This window comes from Bryocella elongata, assembly GCF_900108185.1.
Taxonomy (GTDB): Bacteria; Acidobacteriota; Terriglobia; order Terriglobales; family Acidobacteriaceae; genus Granulicella; species Granulicella elongata.
On the sequence record NZ_FNVA01000006.1, the window covers coordinates 50161 to 68560 of the forward strand.

The following is an 18400-nucleotide window of genomic DNA, read 5'->3' on the forward strand; positions in this document are numbered from 1 at the left end:
GAGCATTCGCAAGGGCGCGGTCAGCAGAGTCTTCAATGGAGATCCCGAGGATGTAGAAGCGAACATCGCGTCACCACGGCTGCGGCGGTGAGATACGGCCGCCGTTCGTATCGCGCCAGGCCTGGTTCATCAGCCGGATGAGTGCGCGGAAGTGGACTGCGCGGCGTTGCCGTTCCTCGCTGCGGCTCGCGAGGTTGCGAAGCCACGAAGCTGTGTAGAGCAGCTGCTCCATGCGCCTGGCAGCCCATGCGCGGGAGCCGTGATGCCTGCGGTAGTAGAGCAGCGAGCTGCGCATGCGCCACAGTACAACCTGTGCCGCGATGGAAGAGAACTCCAGTGTCTTGAGCTGGCGCGAGCTCTCGCCGCCGATATGCGTTACCACGATATCGGGCCAGTAGCAGACCTCGTACCCTGCGTTCTTGAGGCGGCGGCAGAGATCAACCTCTTCGTAGTAAAGGAAAAATGCAGGATCGAAGTTGCCGACACGCTGTAAAGCTTCGGGCCGCAGAATGGCGAACGCGCCTGGGATCCAGTCGACGCTGGCTGGTTGCGTGAGGTCGCTCCAGGTGCGGTCGAGGCGGCCGAAGAAGCGCGAACGTGGATAACGATACGCGAGGCCGCTCAGCACGATAGCGTCGCCAAGCACGGTATGGAACATACGCGCCGAGGGTTGCGGCGAACCGTCTCGACTAATTAGGCGAGCACCTCCAGCTGCGCAACCTGGGTTCGCATCCATGTGCGCGATGGCGCGTTGAAGCGCGTCCTCATGCAGAAAGGCGTCTGAGTTCAGCAGCACAAGATATCGGCCACAAGCCTGTTCGAGAGCGAGATTGTTCGCCCGGCCAAAGCCGACATTCTCAGTGGTACGCAATAGGCGAACCTGAGGGAACGTTTCAGCGACCATCTCGGCAGAGCCATCGCGAGACGCGTTGTCCACGACGAAGAGCTCAGAGCTGAAGGGCGCGGACAACTGCAGTGCGGACGTGATGCACTCCCGCAGGAGTTCGCGGGTATTGAAGCTCACGATGATGATGGAGAGCTCCGGTCGCACAGGTTCACGGGCATCGGGCTTCGGTCCGGCGTCGCCCAATGCCTTGAGCGTCGTGGCCTGCGACGTCTCCGCGATGACCGCCGGGCTCACGATCGCATCTCCTCTCCGTTGAAGCACTGCGCAAGTCGCTCCTGGTTCAAAGGGAGGTTGTAATCATGCACGATGCGCCGACGAGCGGAGCGGCCGAGGAACTGCCGCAGGGTCGCGTCTCCTGCCAGCGTGGTCAGTGCATCGGTGAGCTCGCGGATGTTCGAAGGCGCAACGAGAATGCCATCGCGACCGGTGTGAATGAGCTCCGGAATTCCTGCGATGGAGGTGCTGATGCATGGAATTCCCAGTGCCATGGCTTCCATCAGAGCGACTGGAATGCCTTCCGCGAAGCTGGCGAGGACGAAGATGTCGGCGTCGCGGACGCGTGCCAGCGTTTCGTCATGAGGTAGTGAGGAGGTGAAGAGAATCTTCTCGGTGAGTCCACGCTCGCGAACAAGTTCCGTCAGGCCGAGGCGCTCGGGGCCATCGCCGATGAGTGTCGCAGAGAATTCGATCCCGCGCTCTCGCAGCCCGTAGAGCGCCTCGATGAGGATGCGATGTCCCTTGGCCGGAACGAGCCGCCCGGTGCAGACGATCTCGAGAGGCCGGTTATCGACGTTCTGAACAGCAAGCGAAGGAGTCAGCGCGGCGGGGTCCACGCCGAGGCGAACCACATCCAGCTTGCCCCAATGTGCGGGAGGCAGCAGTTGCATCAGCTGGCTCCGGCAGAAGTCGCTGATGCAGATGATGTGGGTGGCCTGGGTGAGCTTTTCACTCAGATGCTCGGCTCCGGTGTTGAGAAGTTCCTCCGGGCCGTGGATCGTCAGCGAATAGGGAATGCGCCACGCGATGGAGGTGAGCATGCCCACCGCCGCCACCGGCCCGCCGAAGTGCACGTGGAGATGATTCAGCTTGCGGGAGCGCATCCATTGTCCCAGAAGCAGAGCCTCAGCCAGATAGAAAAGCCAGTAGCCTCGCTCGGTCAGCCTTAGTCGACGGATAGCGAAGACAGCGCGAAGACCGCGAAGCAGGGTGATAGGGTGCGCTGCAATCGCGCGTGCAAGGAGCACCAGAGCACCTAAGGTATTGCCATCCTTGAGGTAACGCGTGGCATTCGCCTCACGCAGTTCTTCGTCCGAGAGACGGCTTGAGGGTCGGTCCGGGAGATTGATCGATGCGGTCTCGATATGCAGGCCACGAGCACGAAGTCCCAGAACCTCTTTGAGGAGGAAGGTGTGGGAGACAGCCGGATAGCGGCTCAGCAGATAGGCGTAACGTGTCGTCGTCTTGCTGCGTGGGCTCGGCGCGGCCTTGCGGGGCGGGGCAAGCGGCATGGTTTTGTGTTCTAGTGCCGGCACGTTATCAGCTTGCTCTCGCGATACCCCCAAAGCCATTCAACTTCGGGGCGTGGTGCTTCCACCAATGGGCTACTGCGCTACCAGTTTTGACGAGGTAGGTTGGAATCGCCGCATTCCATCCCTACGGACCGATGCCTTGACGCTTGACGTAAAACCGAAGACCGAACTCCCCGCTACATCGAACAACTTCGATGCGTTGCGCCTGGGCCTCGCGGTGCTCGTCATCTACTCGCACAGCTACGCGCTGGGGTTGGGGTCCGAGGCCACAGAGCCGCTTTATCGACTTACGCGAGGACAGATGAGTCTGGGGGCGCTGGCCGTCGACCTCTTTTTTGTCCTGAGCGGCTACTTGATCACCGCGAGTGCCGAGAAGTCTTCGTCGGTGGGCTCCTATCTGAAGAAACGTGTCCGCCGCATCTACCCGGCGTTTATCGTGAATGCGATCCTCTCCGTGGTGATCGTAGTGCCGCTGGCTCATGCCGTGATCGCCTCACCCGCGTGGGGGAACTTCGCTCTGCAAACGTTGCGGCTTTGCGAGTTTGAATACTCGAGTGCCTTCAGTGCGAATCCATTTCCGGGGCCGATCAATGGCTCGCTGTGGTCCATCCAGTATGAGTTCTGGTGCTACCTGGGCGTCGCCGCTCTTGCTTCGTTCGGGCTCTTGCGCCGGAAGTGGCTCCTGCTTGCGAGCTTCGTCGCTTCGGTGGGAGTCAGTGTGTTGTGGCAGGTGAAAGGCATCGTGCTTGGCGGCAAATTTCTTGGTCAGCTGCTGGGGTCGCCACAGCTTTGGGCGCGAATGCTTCCGCTGTATCTCGCCGGCGTGGTCGCGTATCTCTTCCGTGACAGGATTCGCCTCAACGCCCGCGGCGCGGTGCTTGCGTTGATCGTGTTGATCGGCGCCAGCTTCGTATCCCTTGGCTGGACGCTTGTATTTCCTGCCGCGGGAACGTACCTGGCGCTGTATCTCGCCTTCGCTCCCTGGCTTCGCCTGCACGGGGCGGCCAGACTCGGAGACTTCTCCTACGGAACGTACCTCTACGCCTTTCCGATCGCACAGATCATCATGAGCCGTTTCGGACACGAAGTGCCACCGTGGCAGCTCTTCGTACTCGCGACGCCGTTGACTCTGTTGGCCGCGATTGCAAGCTGGTACGGGGTCGAGCGTTGGTTCGTTCCTCGCGCGCGGCGCAATGAGGCCGTGCGGTCGTCGGCTGGGGCTCAGGCTGTTGCGGTGACACGCTCTTCCGCGCGTGCGGTGCTTGAGGCAAGAGCCGACTCGTAAACCTTCAACATCGTGTCGACTTTGCTCTCCCAGTTGAAGTGCTCTTCGACCCGGGCGCGTCCAGCAGCCCCCATTCGCTCACCCAGCGCTGGCTGCTCGACGAGCAGTTGCATAGCATCACGAAAGCCATCGATCATCGCTTCGCGGCTCGAGGGCGAGACCAGGAAACCACAGCTTGCGTCGAGATAGTCGAGCGGACCGCCCCAAGCCGTTGCGATGACGGGCTGCGCGCATGCCATCGCCTCGAGCACAACCGCCCCTCCACATTCGTACAGACTGGGCAGAAGGAGGCCGCGTGATTCCTGCAGGATCTGCGCGCAATCGCTCTGTGGCAACCACCCCAGGAAGCGAACGCGCTCCCCAAGGCCAAGGGTCTGCGCGAGGGCGCACCATGCGGCACGCATCGGACCGTCGCCGATGACATCGAGCTCAACGTTATCGACCTGGCAGATCGCCTCGAGTGCAATGTCGAGCGCCTTCCAGTCTACGAGCCGTCCCATGAAGACAAAGCGCGCGGCCGCTGAGTGAGGCTCGATGGCTTGATGGACAGCAGGCACACCCCACTGCGCGAGATCGACTCCGTTCTCGGGTAGCAGGATCACTCGCGCATCGGAAGCATCAGTCAATGCGAGCCGGGTTCGGTCATTGGCCACTAGTAGAGCCTGGGCTCTACGCTTACCTGGAATAAGCCTCTGCACGAGATCGCTCACAGCTCTGCCCAGGTCGATCACGGCGCGGCCCGGCAGCGACTCTCTTCCGCGAAACGCCGATGGATACTCCATGCCACCGTTCATTGGGCCGATGATCACGGGCGCCCCCACGTCGTAGATCATGGAAGGGAACCGCGGCGCAACGGGAATTGGCTGATGAACGATGGTATTGGCATCGGTCAACGTACGCAGCAGGCCTCTCTGTGCGGCCTGCGTCAGCATCTGGTTCGCAAGTCCGACGGTGGCTTCCGCGACACGATGCGGAAGCCATCGCGAGCACCAGTGAAATAGCTTCTGCAGCGGGCGATCCGCGATGAAGTGCAAGCGATCCTGCTGTTCCGGAAAGAGCGATTCGAGCTCTTCCCGGCAGCGTTCGTGCACGATGAGCTGCACATCGATGCCGCGCTTCAGAAGGACGCGCAGATAGTGGTAGGGAAGAATGGCCTCGCCGCCCCATCGTGTGGAGGTGTTCTCCGCGACGAGGAGCACCCGTATCGCCACGTCAGGCCCGCCCCGCGTGAAAGAGTCGATAGTAGCCAAGTCCCGCAAGCATACGCTTGGCGGTTTGCTCGGCTTCATAACGCTCACGCGAGAGCTCAACGAAGGGCAGTCTGTTTCCGTCGCCGAGGCACATAGCGCCCTGTTTGACGATGCCCAGTTCTTCCGCAGTCACAACCCAGGACTTGGCTTCTCCACCCGCGTGGAAACACTTGATGGTGCTCCAGGGCTCAGTGCGCAAGAGCGTCGCGCCCTGCACTCCGAGCTTGCGAGCTACGCGCTTGAGCTGCGTGCGATGCCAGCACAGCCAGTGTGCGGGATCGAGGTAAGAACCGCCGAGCTTCATCGCGATTGCAGACCACACGATGGCTTCGACGTGCATCATGCGTGGCAGCTGGGCGCCTCCCAGGCGTCCCAGCACCCAGTCGAGCCATTCAAGGGTGCCGTCGTCGCCGGGAGCACTCCACTGCGCGACTCCGATGTCTACATGTCGAGCGAGGCGGATGCTGTTGTCGAGCGCGCGGCGAACGACCTCCTGCGGCAACAGGCAATTCGGCTGTTGCCACATAAGCCGTAGCTCGGTCGCAGGTGTCTGCTCGAAGCGAAAGCGGTTTGGGAAGAACGTGTCAGGATCGAGGACGACGATCTCCTCTCCCGGTGCGCTCATCAGCAGGGGATCGGTAATCTTTCGCCAGCAACCATGGCCCGCTCGGAAGGCGCGAAGATTGGACCAGCGGCCAAACTGCGAAGCTTCGGCATCCGCGAGGCCGGCTTCGCTGGTGATGCTATAAGCTGCAGCCTGTGGCAACAGATCCGCAAGGGCATCGGCAAGTCTGGATTTGTCCTCTGCGCTATCGGTGATGAGATTCAGCGCAATGGGCTCGTCCGCGTGCCGCAGCAGGCTCGCGATGCCGCTCCTGGCGTAGGAGAGGGAACGCGGTGAAAGCAGAAGGAACACGCGCCGCGGTTGCTTGATCGGCAGGGGTGCGGGAGTGGGAAGACTCATCGCAAGGCCTCATTCAGATAGGCTGCGAGGGCATCGATGCCGGGTTCAAGGAAGAGGCGTTCGTGGTTGCCGTCCACTTCGCGTATCTCGATTCCGCCGCGGATGACGTCCTTCCAGCCGAGCTCGAGCGCAGCATTGGGGAAGTCCTGGTCTCGCGCCCGGAAGAGCATGAGAGCACCCTCATAGGGTTTGGGCACATACCGGTTGATCGCGACGAGGTTGATCTCGTTCGCGTCTTTGAACCAAGCAGGCAGAGTGCGGAACCCCAGCGTGGCCGCTGCTGCCGCTGCGTAACGGATCGCGCGCGTATGCAACTTGCTGGCGATGTAACTGCGGCGCGCTTCGACGCTGAGCGTCTCAGTGTTTCCGCGCAGACGATCGACGCGCTGATGCGCCTTCTCCTGCGTTGAGAAGCCGCTACGCTGTTCTTCATCGAACTTGCGCGTGCGCGAGTCGAGCATCCCGAGCATCGCGACCTGCTGCCCCGCAGCGCGCAGCTGCCGCGCCATCTCCAGCGCCAATGTCCCCCCGAAGGAGTAGCCAAGCAGATGATAAGGGCCAGAGGGTTGCAGCGCTCGCATCTCTGCGATGTAGAACTGTGCGAGGTCCTGCATCCTCAACAGGGCGGGCTTTCCTGGAAGCAATGCTTGTGCCTGAATTCCGTACACAGGCCGGTCCACGCCAATGCGACGCGCGAGGCCATAGAAGCTGATGACGTTTCCACCGACGCCGTGCACGATGAACAGCGGCTCGCGAGTACCCTCGGGCTTGAGCGCGACCAGCGAGGACTCGCTGCGTGCGGACACCCGCCGGCGAATGAGGCCGGCAACGGCAGCGATGGTCGGCGCGCCCACAAGCCCGGCAAGGCCGATCTCCATCGAGAAAGTGCGGTTCATGCGGGTGACCAGGCGCAGAGCAGCGAGTGACCCCGCGCCGAGCGAAAAGAAGCTTGACTCCACACCGATGCGCTCAATGCCAAGCGTCGTCTGCCAGATCTCCGCGAGTTGCCGTTCCAGAACATCGCGCGGCGCAATGTAGCGCTGATGATCGACTGTCGATTCCTGCATCGCGATACGTTGCACGGCCGGTGCGTGGGTCGAACTTCCGCGGCCAACAACCGCGCGGGCTTCGTCGCTCACGACGGGGAGTTGGTCTACTGCCGTCGTGGGATCTTCCAGGCCTGACTGCATGAGCTCGACAAAGAGTCGAAGATAACCGCGCACGGTATCCATGCGATGCAGCTGTGGGTTGAACTCCAGCTGTAGCCTAGGGCCTTCCTCCTCGCGGTCGACCACGGCAAACATCATGTCGAAGACGGCGCCGGGGCTTTCGGACCGCAGTGGGGTGATGTGGATGCTTCCCTCTGCCGTAGCAATGCGGCGCGCGACCATGAACGACTTCTGATACAGAAAGAAGATCGGGATCTCGAGCGAATTGTCGCCGCGGAAGTAGGGATCATGTACCAGGTCTTCAAAGGGCAGCGCCTGATGCTCCACCGCGGCGAGTGTCCACGTATTTACCGCGTCGAGCAGCTCGCGGAAGCTCATGTCCTCACGCACGAAGGCACGCAGGACCTGGATATTCATAAAAAGCCCGATGAGCTCCTCAGTCTCTTCGCTTCGATTGGCGCAGGGAGATCCAATTGTGAGGTCACGACGCCCGGTCGCCCGCGAGAGCATCGCGGAGAAGACCGTGAAGAGCAACACGTTGAATGTGACGCCTTCTCTGGCGCAGTAGGCTAACGCCCGCTGTGTGAGGTCGGAGGGTAACAGCAGCGTCTGGATATCGCCCGTGGCGTTCTTCTTGTGTTCGGGCAGGTGCTCGGGCGCATCCGCATCGGTCGGGAGCGCGATGGGGGCGGCGTCGCGGCCCAATGTGTTGCGCCAGAAGTCGAGTGAGCGCTCGTGCTCCTCGCTGTTGCACCAGTCTTCATGCCAGACGGCATAGTCAGCAAATTGGATGGGAAGCTCGGGAAGTTGCGGCGCGACGCCACGCACCCCAGCCTCGTAGAACTCGAGCATGTCGCGCATCAGTATGCCGTTAGAGATGCCGTCGCAGATGATGTGGTGCATCGTGACGAGCAGCAGATGATGCGATTCGTTCAATCGGATCAGGCGAAGCGCGAGTAGCGGACCGCGCGCGAGATCGAAGCGGAAGGCTGCATGGTCGCGTGTGATGCGGTCGCTGGACTGGCGTCGTTCCTCTCCCAGGCAACCGCTGACGTCATCAAGCAGAATCGGGACAGGCATGTGCGGATGGATCAACTGCATCAGCTGTCCATCCCGCAGCAGGAAGGTGGTGCGTAGCGATTCGTGGCGCTCGACGCAGGCGGCGAATGCCCGCGTGAGGACAGCAACATCCAGTGCGCCATCGCACTGCCACATCAAAGGCATGTTCAGCGCAGGGTTGCCGGAATTCAATTGATCCAGCGACCAAAAGCGGACTTGTCCCCGCGTCGCAGGCATGGCGTACAAATCCGCGGAGGCAGCAACCTGCGCCGTCTGGAGTTCATTCACGAGTTCGTCGAGTTCCAGTGCCACTTGTCCCTACCTGGTTACCTTGAACCGCTCGCGCGGCACGGCTGAGATCCGCGCCGGCCCACGAGGCTTTGCTTCTAACTCCGCCTTTGGCAATGCATGGCATACCGCAGCTACGGTTCGATGCTCAAAGATCTGTGAGGCTTTAACGAGAAGACCTTCGCGCTGCGCGCGCGCTGCGATGCGGAAGATCGCCAGCGAGTCAGCTCCCATCTCAAAGATGCTCTCCTCCACGCTGACGGCCTTGAGCTTCAGGACATCAGCCCAAATGGCAGCGAGTTGAGTCTGCTCAGCCGTGGAAGGTGGAACAAAGTCACGCTTGGGTGCCTGCCCCGCAGTGCCGTCGACCATCCTCAGCAGGGCCTTGCGATCGACCTTGGTGTTCGGCAGGCGGGGGAACTCGGGTAACACCAACACGGTTGGAGGCACCATATACGATGGCAGCTCGCGTTCTGCTGTGCGTCGCACTCTCTCACTCAGCTGCGGATCCACATGCTGCTGTCCGGCATCGAGGAACGCAACCAGTCGCGTGCTGTCGGTCCCAGGTTCCGTGCGGGCGAGGACAATCGCCTCGCGGACTGCATCATCTGTAGCGAGCACAGCTTCGATCTCTCCAAGTTCGATGCGGTATCCGCGAATCTTTACCTGGAAATCTGTTCGACCGAGCAGTTCTATGGCTCCATCGGCATGCCGTCGTGCAAGGTCGCCGGTGCGATAGATCCGCGCATTGACCGACGGTGCGATCACAAAACGCTCAGCCGTTAACTCCTCCCGATGCCAGTAGCCCACCGCGAGCCCATCGCCACCGATGCAAAGCTCCCCGGTGACGCCAATCGGGCATAAGCGAAGTTGATCGTCGAGGACGTGGAATTGCGTGTTTGCAATGGGGGTGCCGAGGCGCAGAGGGCCATCACCGGCTGCGACGCGGGTCGCGGAAGACCAGATGGTGGTCTCGGTCGGACCGTAAACGTTCCATACACTCGCAGACCTTGCAATCAGCTGGTTCGCGAGGTCGCGCGGCAGAGCTTCGCCTCCGCAAAGAGCCTTCAGCGGGGTCGCTGTATCCCATCCGGCATCGATCAGGATGCGCCACAGCCCAGGGGTAGCCTGCAGCACGGTTGCGTCGCTGCGTTTCGCGAGATCCAGCAACAGGCCGCCGTTGCTCACCTGCTCATCGGTTGCAATGACAAGCTTCGCCCCCGTCAGCATGGGGAGGAACATCTCGAGTGCTGCGATGTCGAAGGCCAGCGTCGTGACGCCGATGAGCACGTCATCGCTGGAGAGCCCGGGCTCGCGCTGCATCGAGTGCAGCAGATTCATCAAGGCGCCATGCGGGATCGCAACACCCTTGGGCTTTCCGGTCGACCCTGATGTGTAGATAACGTACGCGACGTCGCTGGACTTGATAGCCGCCGGGAGTGGATCGCTGACGCGAGGCTGGGGCCCGGTGATGTTGAGCATCTTCGCATTCGAAATGATGCTTGGATCGCGTCCGGTGAGGAGAAGCTTGAGGCCTGCATCGTCCACGATTCCACGCAGGCGATCCTGGGGATGCTTCGGGTCGAGCGGCACGTAGGCTCCGCCTGCCTTCATGACAGCCAGGAGCGCCCCAGCCATTTCGACGGAGCGTTCAATGCAGATGCCGACGAGTTCGCCTGGCTTCAGGCCTTCGTGTACGAGACGATGGGCGAGCAGAGTCGCATACTCATCGAGCTCCACGTAGGTCCACTTGCGGCCATTGCATTCGAGCGCCACCTTCGTTGCAGTGAGAGCCGCATGCCTGGTGACGATGGACGGCAGATCTGTGAATCGCCCAAAGTCGACGGCGGTCTGGTTCCACGTATTGCGCAGATACGACTGCTCGCTTTCCGTCAGTATCGCTAACTCAGCTGCGGTCGCGTCAGGCTGCTGCATCATGCTTTCGAGCAGCTGCTCCCAGTGGCCCATCCACCGCTCGATGGTCGATTCAAGAAAGAGCGTGTTGTTGTAATCACAAGCGAAGTGCAGCCCGTCAGATTGTTCAATGACGTTGAGAAACAAATCGCTGTTCACGAACTGCTTCGGCTGGCTGTTGATCTCAGCAGTGAGCCCGTCAAAGTTTGCGGCGTCCCCAACACGTTCGAGATTGAACTGTACTTCGATCAGCGGCAGTCGTCCCGGTTCGCGCTCCAGCTTGAGTCGGCGCAACAGGCTGCCGTAGGTGAACTCCTGGTGCTCCTGTGCATCGAGCAGCACCGTCCGAGCCGCCTTCATGTGCGAGAGCACGCTTTCCGCGGGCTCGAGCTCGCTGAGCAGCGGCAGATAGTTGACGCAGTGTCCGACAAGACTTTCGCCCTCGAGCAGAGCCTGGGCGGCCGTCGATATTCCCACGACCAGCTCCTGCTGGCCGCTGAGTCGATGCAGCAGCAGCTCGAAGCCCGCGAGCAGCGTTACATATAGGCTGCAGCCATTTCGGGCACTGAACTTCTTGAGCCGGGCATAGCGGTCCGCATCAATGTGTCCGTTGTATGTCGCGCCGGAGTAAGTCTTCACCAGGGGGCGGACGCGATCGGTGGGCAGATCGAGTCGAGGTGAACGACCTTCGAACTTGTTCACCCAATAACGTTCGTTCGCTTCAAACTCGCCACGGGCTTCCCGTTCACGCTGGGCCGCGGCATACCGGCTGAATGATAACAACGGAGCGAGTGCGCGAAGGCCTCCCGAGCCATTTGTGTATACAGCGGCGATCTCCTCAAGCAGCAGATTGGCAGACCAGCCATCCAGCACGATATGGTGCCCTGTAAGTACAAGGGCTACGCTCTGAGCGCTGAGCCTGAACGCCATGATGCGGAGTAGCGGGCCCGAGTGAAGATCAAACGGGCTGCGTGAATCTTCCTCGCTATACGCACGAAGAGCCTGCTCCTGGGCATCGCGCCCCAGTGCCGTGAGGTCAGACCAATCGACTGGACCCTCATAGGCTGGCGCGATGCAGAGGGACTCTCCATCCTGACTCACCACGCTACGCAGAGCGTCATGGCGGGCGATCACGGCATCGATCGCGAAGCGAAGGTCTGCTTCGCGAAGCGGGCCGTGCAGTCGGACCATCACCGACTCATTGAACGCGCAGTTGGCTTCCTGCCCCAGGGCAGCCGCAAGAAAGATCTCGCGCTGGGGCTCGGTGAGTGCTACGTGCGACGGGGAAAATTCGGTCGCGGAGTCACCTTGGTCAGCCGCAGATAGTGACGAGGATTCCTTTGACGGAAGGACGCCGTGACTCTGCATCTCAAGGATGGTCTCGCGGAAGGCCAGCTCTACTGCAGCGAGATCAGCGTCGGTGTGCGCGGAGGTGAGGAAGCATGGATAGCCTTCCTGGATGTGGATACCGCGGGCCCGCATCGCGTAGTAGAACAGCGTGCCTAGCGGAGTCTCGCCGGGGAATGTGAAGTAGAACCACGAGGCGAAGTGGTCGATGTGCAGAGGGACGCCGCGCTCCATGAGGAAGGCTCCGAGCGACTCCGAGATGGCCTTCGTCTTTGCGTTGAGTGTCTCCTGCAAAGATGGACCCTTCTGCTTAAGGTGCTGAAGCACGCTCTTAGCCGCAGCCATCGCCAACGGATGGCGCACAAATGTTCCGGCAAAAAAGGTGACGCCGACCTCCGGGATGGAGTCGTCGCCATAGTTCCACGAGCCGCCGTCGAGAGCGTCAAGATATTGCGCTTTGCCGGAGAGCACACCAATCGGATGTCCGCCGCCGATCACCTTGCCGTAGGTGCACATGTCGGCGCGGATGCCGAGATACTCCTGTACGCCACCGGGCGCAACGCGGAAGCCGGTGACAACCTCATCGAGGATCATCGCGGCGCCATGCTGTTCGGTGACGCGGCGGACCTCGCGGATGAAGTCGAAGGGCTTGTTCTCGGGATGCCGCGTCTGCACGGGCTCGATGAGCACTGCTGCGATGTCATCTGCGTTGTTGCGGATGTACTCAAGTGCTTCGGGCGTGCCGTAGTCGAGCACGGTGATGTTCTTCACGTTGTCGAAGGGAATGCCGGGCGCGATGGGAGCGCTGCCACGCGGTGTCTTGCGGATCAGCACCTCATCGAAGGTGCCGTGGTAGTCGCCGGAGAAGTACACCACGCGGTCGCGACCGGTAACGGTGCGAGCGACTCGGATTGCAGCCATCACGGCTTCGCTACCCGTATTGCAGAACGTCACACGTTCATTGCCGGTGAGGTCGCAGATGAGCTTCGCGACCTCTCCCGCGAGTGCGGACTGCGGCCCAATCGCGACTCCGCGATCAAGCTGCTTCTTGGCTGCCTCAACGACAAACTCCGGCGAGTGACCAAACATGATGCAGCCATAGCCATTGACGATATCGATGTACTCGTTGCCGTCGATGTCCCACAAGCGTGAGCCCAGCGCACGGTCCGTGACCAGCGGATACACCATCTCCTTCCACTGCGGACGGAAGCCTGAAACCGCTCGGGGGTCAGCGAGGCGCAGACGATCCGCTGCAGTGCGCCGCTTTGACCCTGGCGTCTTCGCGGTGTAACGCGCAATCAGTGAATCGATGTAGTTGCGCTGCTGGGGAGTGATCTCCTGCGAGGCCCGTTGTGGCGGCCGGAACGAGCCATGCTTCGTATCCAGCGCGGTGGAAGCCTGCGTGGCGGGAGCCGACGTCTTCAACGGAGCGATTGGAGCGGGAGTGCCAACAGCGTTGGAAGGAAGCGAAGGGGAAACTCCGCCTGACTGGACAGCCGCCTGCAGGGCTGCCACTTGCTGGGCGAACATGGCAGAGAGAGCTACAACCTGGCTGGTAAAGAGCTGTTCGATCGCGGAGCCCGCAGCCTCCGGAGTAGGCACCGTGATCGCAGAGGTCGGCGCCGGAGCCGCAGGAACAGGCGAAGCTGCTACGATTTCGGGAGCCATCTGCTCATCGAGATGCTTCGCAATAGCAGCGATCGTCGAGAGTTGTTCCATGACTTGGCGCAGCGTGATCTTGACCTTGAAGCGTCGGCTGACTGCTAGCGTGGCCTGCGTAAGGAACAGGGAGTCGAGGCCAAGCTCGAGGAATGTGAGGTCATACTCCGCCGGTGCGATGTCCACCCCGCTGAGTTCAGTGAAGAGTGAAGCTGCTTCCTGCTGCAGCCGCTCAAAGCGAGCAGGGGCCAACTGCGGTTGCTGCGCGTCGCGTATTGCTGGCGTGGCATTAATCGAACTCATAGCTGGTGATGGTCCCTCGGACATAGGCGGCGCGGATGCCAGCTCGTTGATGCGAACCTGCGGCGCGGGCGGATCGACCCAATACAGCTTGCGTTGAAATGGATACGCAGGAAGTGAAACGCGACGGCGTGTCTCGGCCGCGTAGTAGCGATGGGGATCGACGGAGATGCCTGCATTCCACAGGGTTACGACGGCATCGCGAACATCGCGCGTCCTGCCGTTCGAGCTGGAGCTCGGCAGGGAAGGCACTGCGAGCATCTCGGCCGCAGAGCTGCGCTGATGCAGCGCGAGAGAGGTGAGCGCTTCGCCGGGGCCACACTCGAGGAAGCAATCGTAGCCGGCGGTCAGAAGCGTGCGGAGAGCGTGAGCGTAGCGCACGGGGCGGCGGATCTGGTCCGCCCAGAAGCTGGGATCGGTTGCCTGTTCGTTCGTCACCCACTCGCCGGTGACCGTGGATACGTACGCACGCTGCGGCGGGTTCAGCGACACTCGCGCGACCTCATCCTCAAACGCAGCTAGCATCGGCTGCATCATGTGCGAATGGAAAGCGTGCGAGGCTTTGAGCCTCTTGCAGGCGATCTTCTCGTCTGCAAGCTTTGCTTCGAGCTCTTCGATGGCTGCGACCGGTCCTGCCATAACACTCGCCCGCTGTGAGTTGTATGCAGCAACGTTGATGGCATCGCTCGCGTAGGAGTCGATGCGATCTTCACCCAGCGCGACGGAGAGCATTGCGCCAGGCTCCATCGACTGCATCAGATGGGCGCGCAGACACACAAGCCGCATCGCATCTTCGACGGAGAAGACGCCCGCGAGTACAGCGGCAACGTATTCGCCAACGCTATGTCCCACGAGGGCTGCGGGCTGCAGACCCCAGCTCTGCCAGAGACTCGCGAGCGCGAGCTCCACAGCGAACAGGGCCGGCTGGGCAATCCGCGTCTGCGCGAGTGGAGCTTCTGCTTCTGAGTCGCCCAGGATCAAACCGCGCAGCTCCGGAATGCCTTCCTGTTCAGCGACCGAGAGGCAAAGTTCGAGGGTGTCGCGGTAGATGGGCTCGCTGCGATAGAGCTCGTGGCCCATACCGCTGAACTGAGATCCCTGCCCCGGGAACTGGAAGACCACCCGCTCGGCGGACCTCGCAGTCGTTGTGGGAGCCTGGTTCGAGCGAAGAGCCTCCACTGCATCCGAGATCGTTGCGGCCGCGAAGGCAAACCGCGTCGCAAACGTTTGGCGGCCGGTCGCGAGCGTGTAAGCTGCGTCGGCGAGATTGACCGTTGGATCCAGCTCGAACGCTTGTGCCAGCGCGAGCTTCGCTTCGGCAAGAGCCTCAGGAGTGCGCGCGCTGAGGCACAGCACCTGGCGGTCGCGGCGTGTGCGCCGCTCCTCTGCAGCGGGTGCTTCCTCAAGAACAACGTGAGCATTGACGCCGCCAACACCGAACGCACTGACGCCCGCCCGCAACGGAAGTTCGGGGGACGGGCTGATCCACGGCTCCGCCTGCGCGATCAAGCGGAACGGCGAGCCTTCGAGGTGCAGTTCCGGATTGGGTGACGCGAAGTGCGCGAGGCCAGGGAGCGTGCGGTGTTGCATCTGGAGCACAGTCTTGATGAGCCCGGTGACGCCCGCAGCTGCATCGAGATGCCCGATGTTGCCCTTCGCCGCGCCGAGGATGCAGAAGCTCTGACGGTCGGTGCTGCGACGGTAGGCTTGCGTGAGTGCGGATACTTCGATCGGGTCGCCCATCGGTGTCCCGGTGCCATGAGCCTCCACATAGCTGATGGTGTCGGCGCTGATGTTTGCCATGGCGAGTGCGCCGGTGATGGCGCGGAGTTGGCCATCGACGCCGGGCGCCATGTAGCCCGCCTTCTGCGCGCCGTCGTTGGTGATGGCGTAACCCCGGATGACAGCGGCTATGGCATCCCCATCGCGAACTGCATCTTCATAGCGCTTGAGCAGCACAACGCCCGCCCCGTGGCCGAAGATCGTCCCGCTGGCGTTCGCATCGAAAGGGCGGCAGTAACCGTCACGTGAGGTGAGACTGCCCTCCTGTGCGACGTGGCCGCGCTGCTGAGGGAATGTGATGGAAACCCCGCCGGCGAGGGCCATGTCGCATTGGTAGTTCAACAGGGACTGCGCCGCCTGGCACACAGCTACGAGCGATGTCGCGCAGGCACCCTGCACAGTCATCACGGGGCCGCGCAGGTTCAGCTTGTACGCAATGCGTGTGGTGAGAAAGTCCTTGTCATTTCCGGTGAGATACGAGAAGTCGCCAACCTGGTAACCGTTGGTGAACTCATCCAGGAACGAGCGATCGTGTGCGAGATTCGCCAGCAGGTAGGTGTTGAGGGCGCAGCCTGCGAAGAGGCCGATCTCGCCTGCGTAAGCGTGGGGATCGTAGCCAGCAGCGTCGAAGGCGTTGGCGCAGCACTCCAGCAACAGGCGATGTTGTGGATCCATGCGCTCCGCTTCGCGAGGGGGTACGTTGAAGAAGTCCGCATCGAATTGCCCAACGCCATCGAGGATGCCACGGGCCGCGATGAAGTCGGATTCGCCAGCGACGAAGTTTGTGGCTTCTTCGGGAGCGAAGCGGGTGATGGTGTCGCGACCTTCCACCAGGATGCGCCAGAAGCTGGCGATGTCTGGTGCGCCGGGAAAGCGTCCGGCCATGCCGATGATGGCGATGGCGTTTGCGGCGTCCTGCGGATCAATCTCGTAGCTCATCGCGCGGCCTCCGTTTCGGAGGGTGAGGTACGGTTGCTGCGCAATCGCGCGAGGGCCTCGCGCTGCAAGCGGGCACGATCCTGTTGGCCGCCGGTGGTATTCAGTGATTCCGGTAGACCTTCGCGCTCAAGCCGCGCCGCGAGCGAACGGATCGTCGCGTGTTCAAACAGCCACGCCATGGGGATGGAGCGCTCGAGGGCCCTCTCTAACTCGGTACGCAGGGCCGCGAGCTTCAGTGAGCTGGCGCCGGAATCGAAGAAGTTCTCGTTCAGTCCCACACGCTCGAGCCCGAGAACCCGGCACCAGGCTGCTGCAAGCGTCGACTCCAGCTGCGACTTTGGCGCGTGGGTGATGGGTGTTGTAGATGAGACGCGGGCCGAAGCCCTCTGAGCTCGCAGCGCGGCCAGCAAAGGTTCGCGATCCACCTTGCCGTTCACGTTCATCGGCAACAAAGGGAGCCACGCATAGCGGTCGGGCCGCATGTGTGCGGGGAGTCGTTGCTCCATAAAGCGGCGAAGTTCGGATTCATTAGCCTCCTGCGCACGTGCGACGACACACGCCGCAAGGGACGCCCGGCCTTCGGATTCAAACGGCAGCACCGTTGCTTGAGCGATGTTCTGGTGCGAAGCGAGGACCGCTTCGATCTCGCCGAGTTCGATGCGAAAGCCGTTGATCTTTACCTGGCGATCGGCGCGTCCCATGTAGACGAGTTCGCCATCATCGCGACGACGCGCGAGGTCGCCGGAGCGATACAACATGCCATTGGGTACGAATGGGCTTTCGATGAAGCGCTCCGCCGTGAGTTCTGCGCGATTGAGGTAGCCTCGCGCCACGCCCGCGCCGCCGACGAAGATCTCCCCGATCTCCCCGGTAGCGACGGGCTGGAGTGACGCGTTGAGCAGGTCCAGAGTGAGATCCGGTATCGGTTCTCCGATGAGGCTCTCGGTCTCTTGTGCAATGTCCTTCTCGAGGACGCGACGGCGCGTGACGTGTACGGCCGTTTCGGTGATGCCGTACATGTTGATCAGTTCAGGCCTAGCATCGCTGTGGCGGCGGACCCACGGCGCCAGGGCGCGCAGGTTCAGCGCTTCACCCCCGAAGATCACCAACCGCAGCGCAAGCGAACGCGTCCGCCCCAGTGATGCGGCGCGCTCTTCAGCGTGGATCAACTGCGTGAACGCGGTCGGTGTCTGGTTGAGCACCGTGACGTTCTCGCGGGCGAGCAGGTCGTAGAACTCTTCTGGCGACCGGCTGGTAGCGAAGGGCACAATCACCATGCGGCCGCCTGTCAGCAGGGGCCCCCACATCTCCCACACGGAGAAATCGAAGGCGAAGGAGTGGAACATTGTCCACACATCGTGCTCGTTGAATTGGAACCAGTGCCTGGTCGCGGTGAATAGGCGCGATACGTTGTTCTGTGTCACCATCACGCCCTTCGGCGTTCCCGTGGAGCCCGAGGTGTAGATCACATAGGCGAGGCTGTCGAGCGTCGCAGCGTACGGAGGCGCGGATGCATGTGCAGGAGCCGCGGGCAGATCTTCGATGACGAGAACGGGAAGCTCAAGGTCAGAGAGCAAAGCGGCGTGAGCGCGGTCGGTGATGATCGCTACAGGCTTCGCGTCGTGTAGGATATCGCGAACGCGCAGGGCAGGCGTCTTCGGATCGAGAGGAAGATATGCGGCACCAGCGCGGATGACGCCAAGCATGGCAGCGACCATCGCTGGCGTCCTCTCGGTCAGGATCGCGACTATCGCCTCTGGCCCCGCCTCGTGCCGCAAAAGGGAATACGCGACGGCTTCTGCCTGCATCGCCAGCGAGCGGTAGCTGGTCGAGGCTCCGTCGAACGTGACGGCCGTCTTGTCCTGCTGCTGATGCGCGACCCGAGCGAACTGCTCCCAGAGCGTGCCGGTGGGCACGGTTCCGCTGCCGAAGGGTGCCTCCAGCGCAGTCGTCATGGGATGGTTCGTGGTCGCGATCATGAACGCTCCTTCATCAGTCTGTGCGAGCA

Annotated in this window: 8 protein-coding genes; 1 reads left to right on the forward strand and 7 read right to left on the reverse strand. The window is 61.9% G+C overall.

The window, feature by feature from the left end; translation table 11 throughout:
- Positions 1-70: 70 nt before the first annotated feature.
- Both C4S68_RS16355 and C4S68_RS16360 read right to left on the reverse strand, forming a co-directional pair.
- On the reverse strand, positions 71-1141 hold the full coding sequence (locus C4S68_RS16355) for a glycosyltransferase family 2 protein (RefSeq protein ID WP_235011656.1): 1071 nt from the start codon (positions 1139-1141) through the stop codon (positions 71-73).
- Positions 1138-2415 carry a glycosyltransferase gene (locus tag C4S68_RS16360; protein WP_160115199.1) on the reverse strand — a complete coding sequence of 426 codons (1278 nt, stop codon included), beginning with the start codon at positions 2413-2415 and terminating at the stop codon, positions 1138-1140. The genes C4S68_RS16355 and C4S68_RS16360 overlap by 4 nt, the downstream gene beginning before the upstream one ends.
- Before the next feature lie 160 nt (positions 2416-2575).
- Here C4S68_RS16360 and C4S68_RS16365 point away from each other — a divergent pair, with 160 nt between their 5' ends.
- The gene (locus C4S68_RS16365; RefSeq protein WP_160115200.1) at positions 2576-3721 is read left to right on the forward strand and encodes an acyltransferase family protein; all 1146 of its coding nucleotides are present in this window, start codon (positions 2576-2578) and stop codon (positions 3719-3721) included.
- Here C4S68_RS16365 and C4S68_RS16370 read toward each other — a convergent pair.
- Genes C4S68_RS16370 through C4S68_RS16390 form a run of 5 tightly spaced genes read right to left on the reverse strand, consistent with a single transcriptional unit; the run spans position 3658 to position 18371 of the window.
- Positions 3658-4971, reverse strand: coding sequence for a glycosyltransferase family 4 protein (locus tag C4S68_RS16370; protein WP_235011657.1), 1314 nt, complete (start codon positions 4969-4971; stop codon positions 3658-3660). The two genes, C4S68_RS16365 and C4S68_RS16370, sit on opposite strands and share 64 nt — an antisense overlap.
- Positions 4934-5935 (reverse strand): hypothetical protein, encoded by a 1002-nt coding sequence (locus tag C4S68_RS16375; RefSeq protein ID WP_103934189.1) that lies wholly within the window; start codon positions 5933-5935, stop codon positions 4934-4936. The genes C4S68_RS16370 and C4S68_RS16375 overlap by 38 nt, the downstream gene beginning before the upstream one ends.
- Complete coding sequence (locus C4S68_RS16380; protein WP_103934190.1) at positions 5932-8475, reverse strand: condensation domain-containing protein; 2544 nt, start codon at positions 8473-8475, stop codon at positions 5932-5934. Before C4S68_RS16380 ends, C4S68_RS16375 begins: the two co-directional genes overlap by 4 nt.
- 6 nt (positions 8476-8481) lie before the next feature.
- Positions 8482-16392, reverse strand: a complete 7911-nt coding sequence (locus tag C4S68_RS16385) for a hybrid non-ribosomal peptide synthetase/type I polyketide synthase (RefSeq protein ID WP_103934191.1) — start codon at positions 16390-16392, stop codon at positions 8482-8484.
- Positions 16389-18371, reverse strand: coding sequence for an amino acid adenylation domain-containing protein (locus C4S68_RS16390; protein ID WP_160115201.1), 1983 nt, complete (start codon positions 18369-18371; stop codon positions 16389-16391). The genes C4S68_RS16385 and C4S68_RS16390 overlap by 4 nt, the downstream gene beginning before the upstream one ends.
- Between the last annotated feature and the right edge of the window lie 29 nt (positions 18372-18400).

Excerpts from the sequence above, each read along its gene's own strand:
- C4S68_RS16390 (WP_160115201.1), bottom strand. The coding sequence starts at position 18,371 with ATGATCGCGACCACGAACCATCCCATGACGACTGCGCTGGAGGCACCC.
- C4S68_RS16375 (WP_103934189.1), bottom strand. The coding sequence starts at position 5,935 with ATGAGTCTTCCCACTCCCGCACCCCTGCCGATCAAGCAACCGCGGCGC.
- C4S68_RS16360 (WP_160115199.1), bottom strand. The coding sequence starts at position 2,415 with ATGCCGCTTGCCCCGCCCCGCAAGGCCGCGCCGAGCCCACGCAGCAAG.
- C4S68_RS16385 (WP_103934191.1), bottom strand. The coding sequence starts at position 16,392 with ATGAGCTACGAGATTGATCCGCAGGACGCCGCAAACGCCATCGCCATC.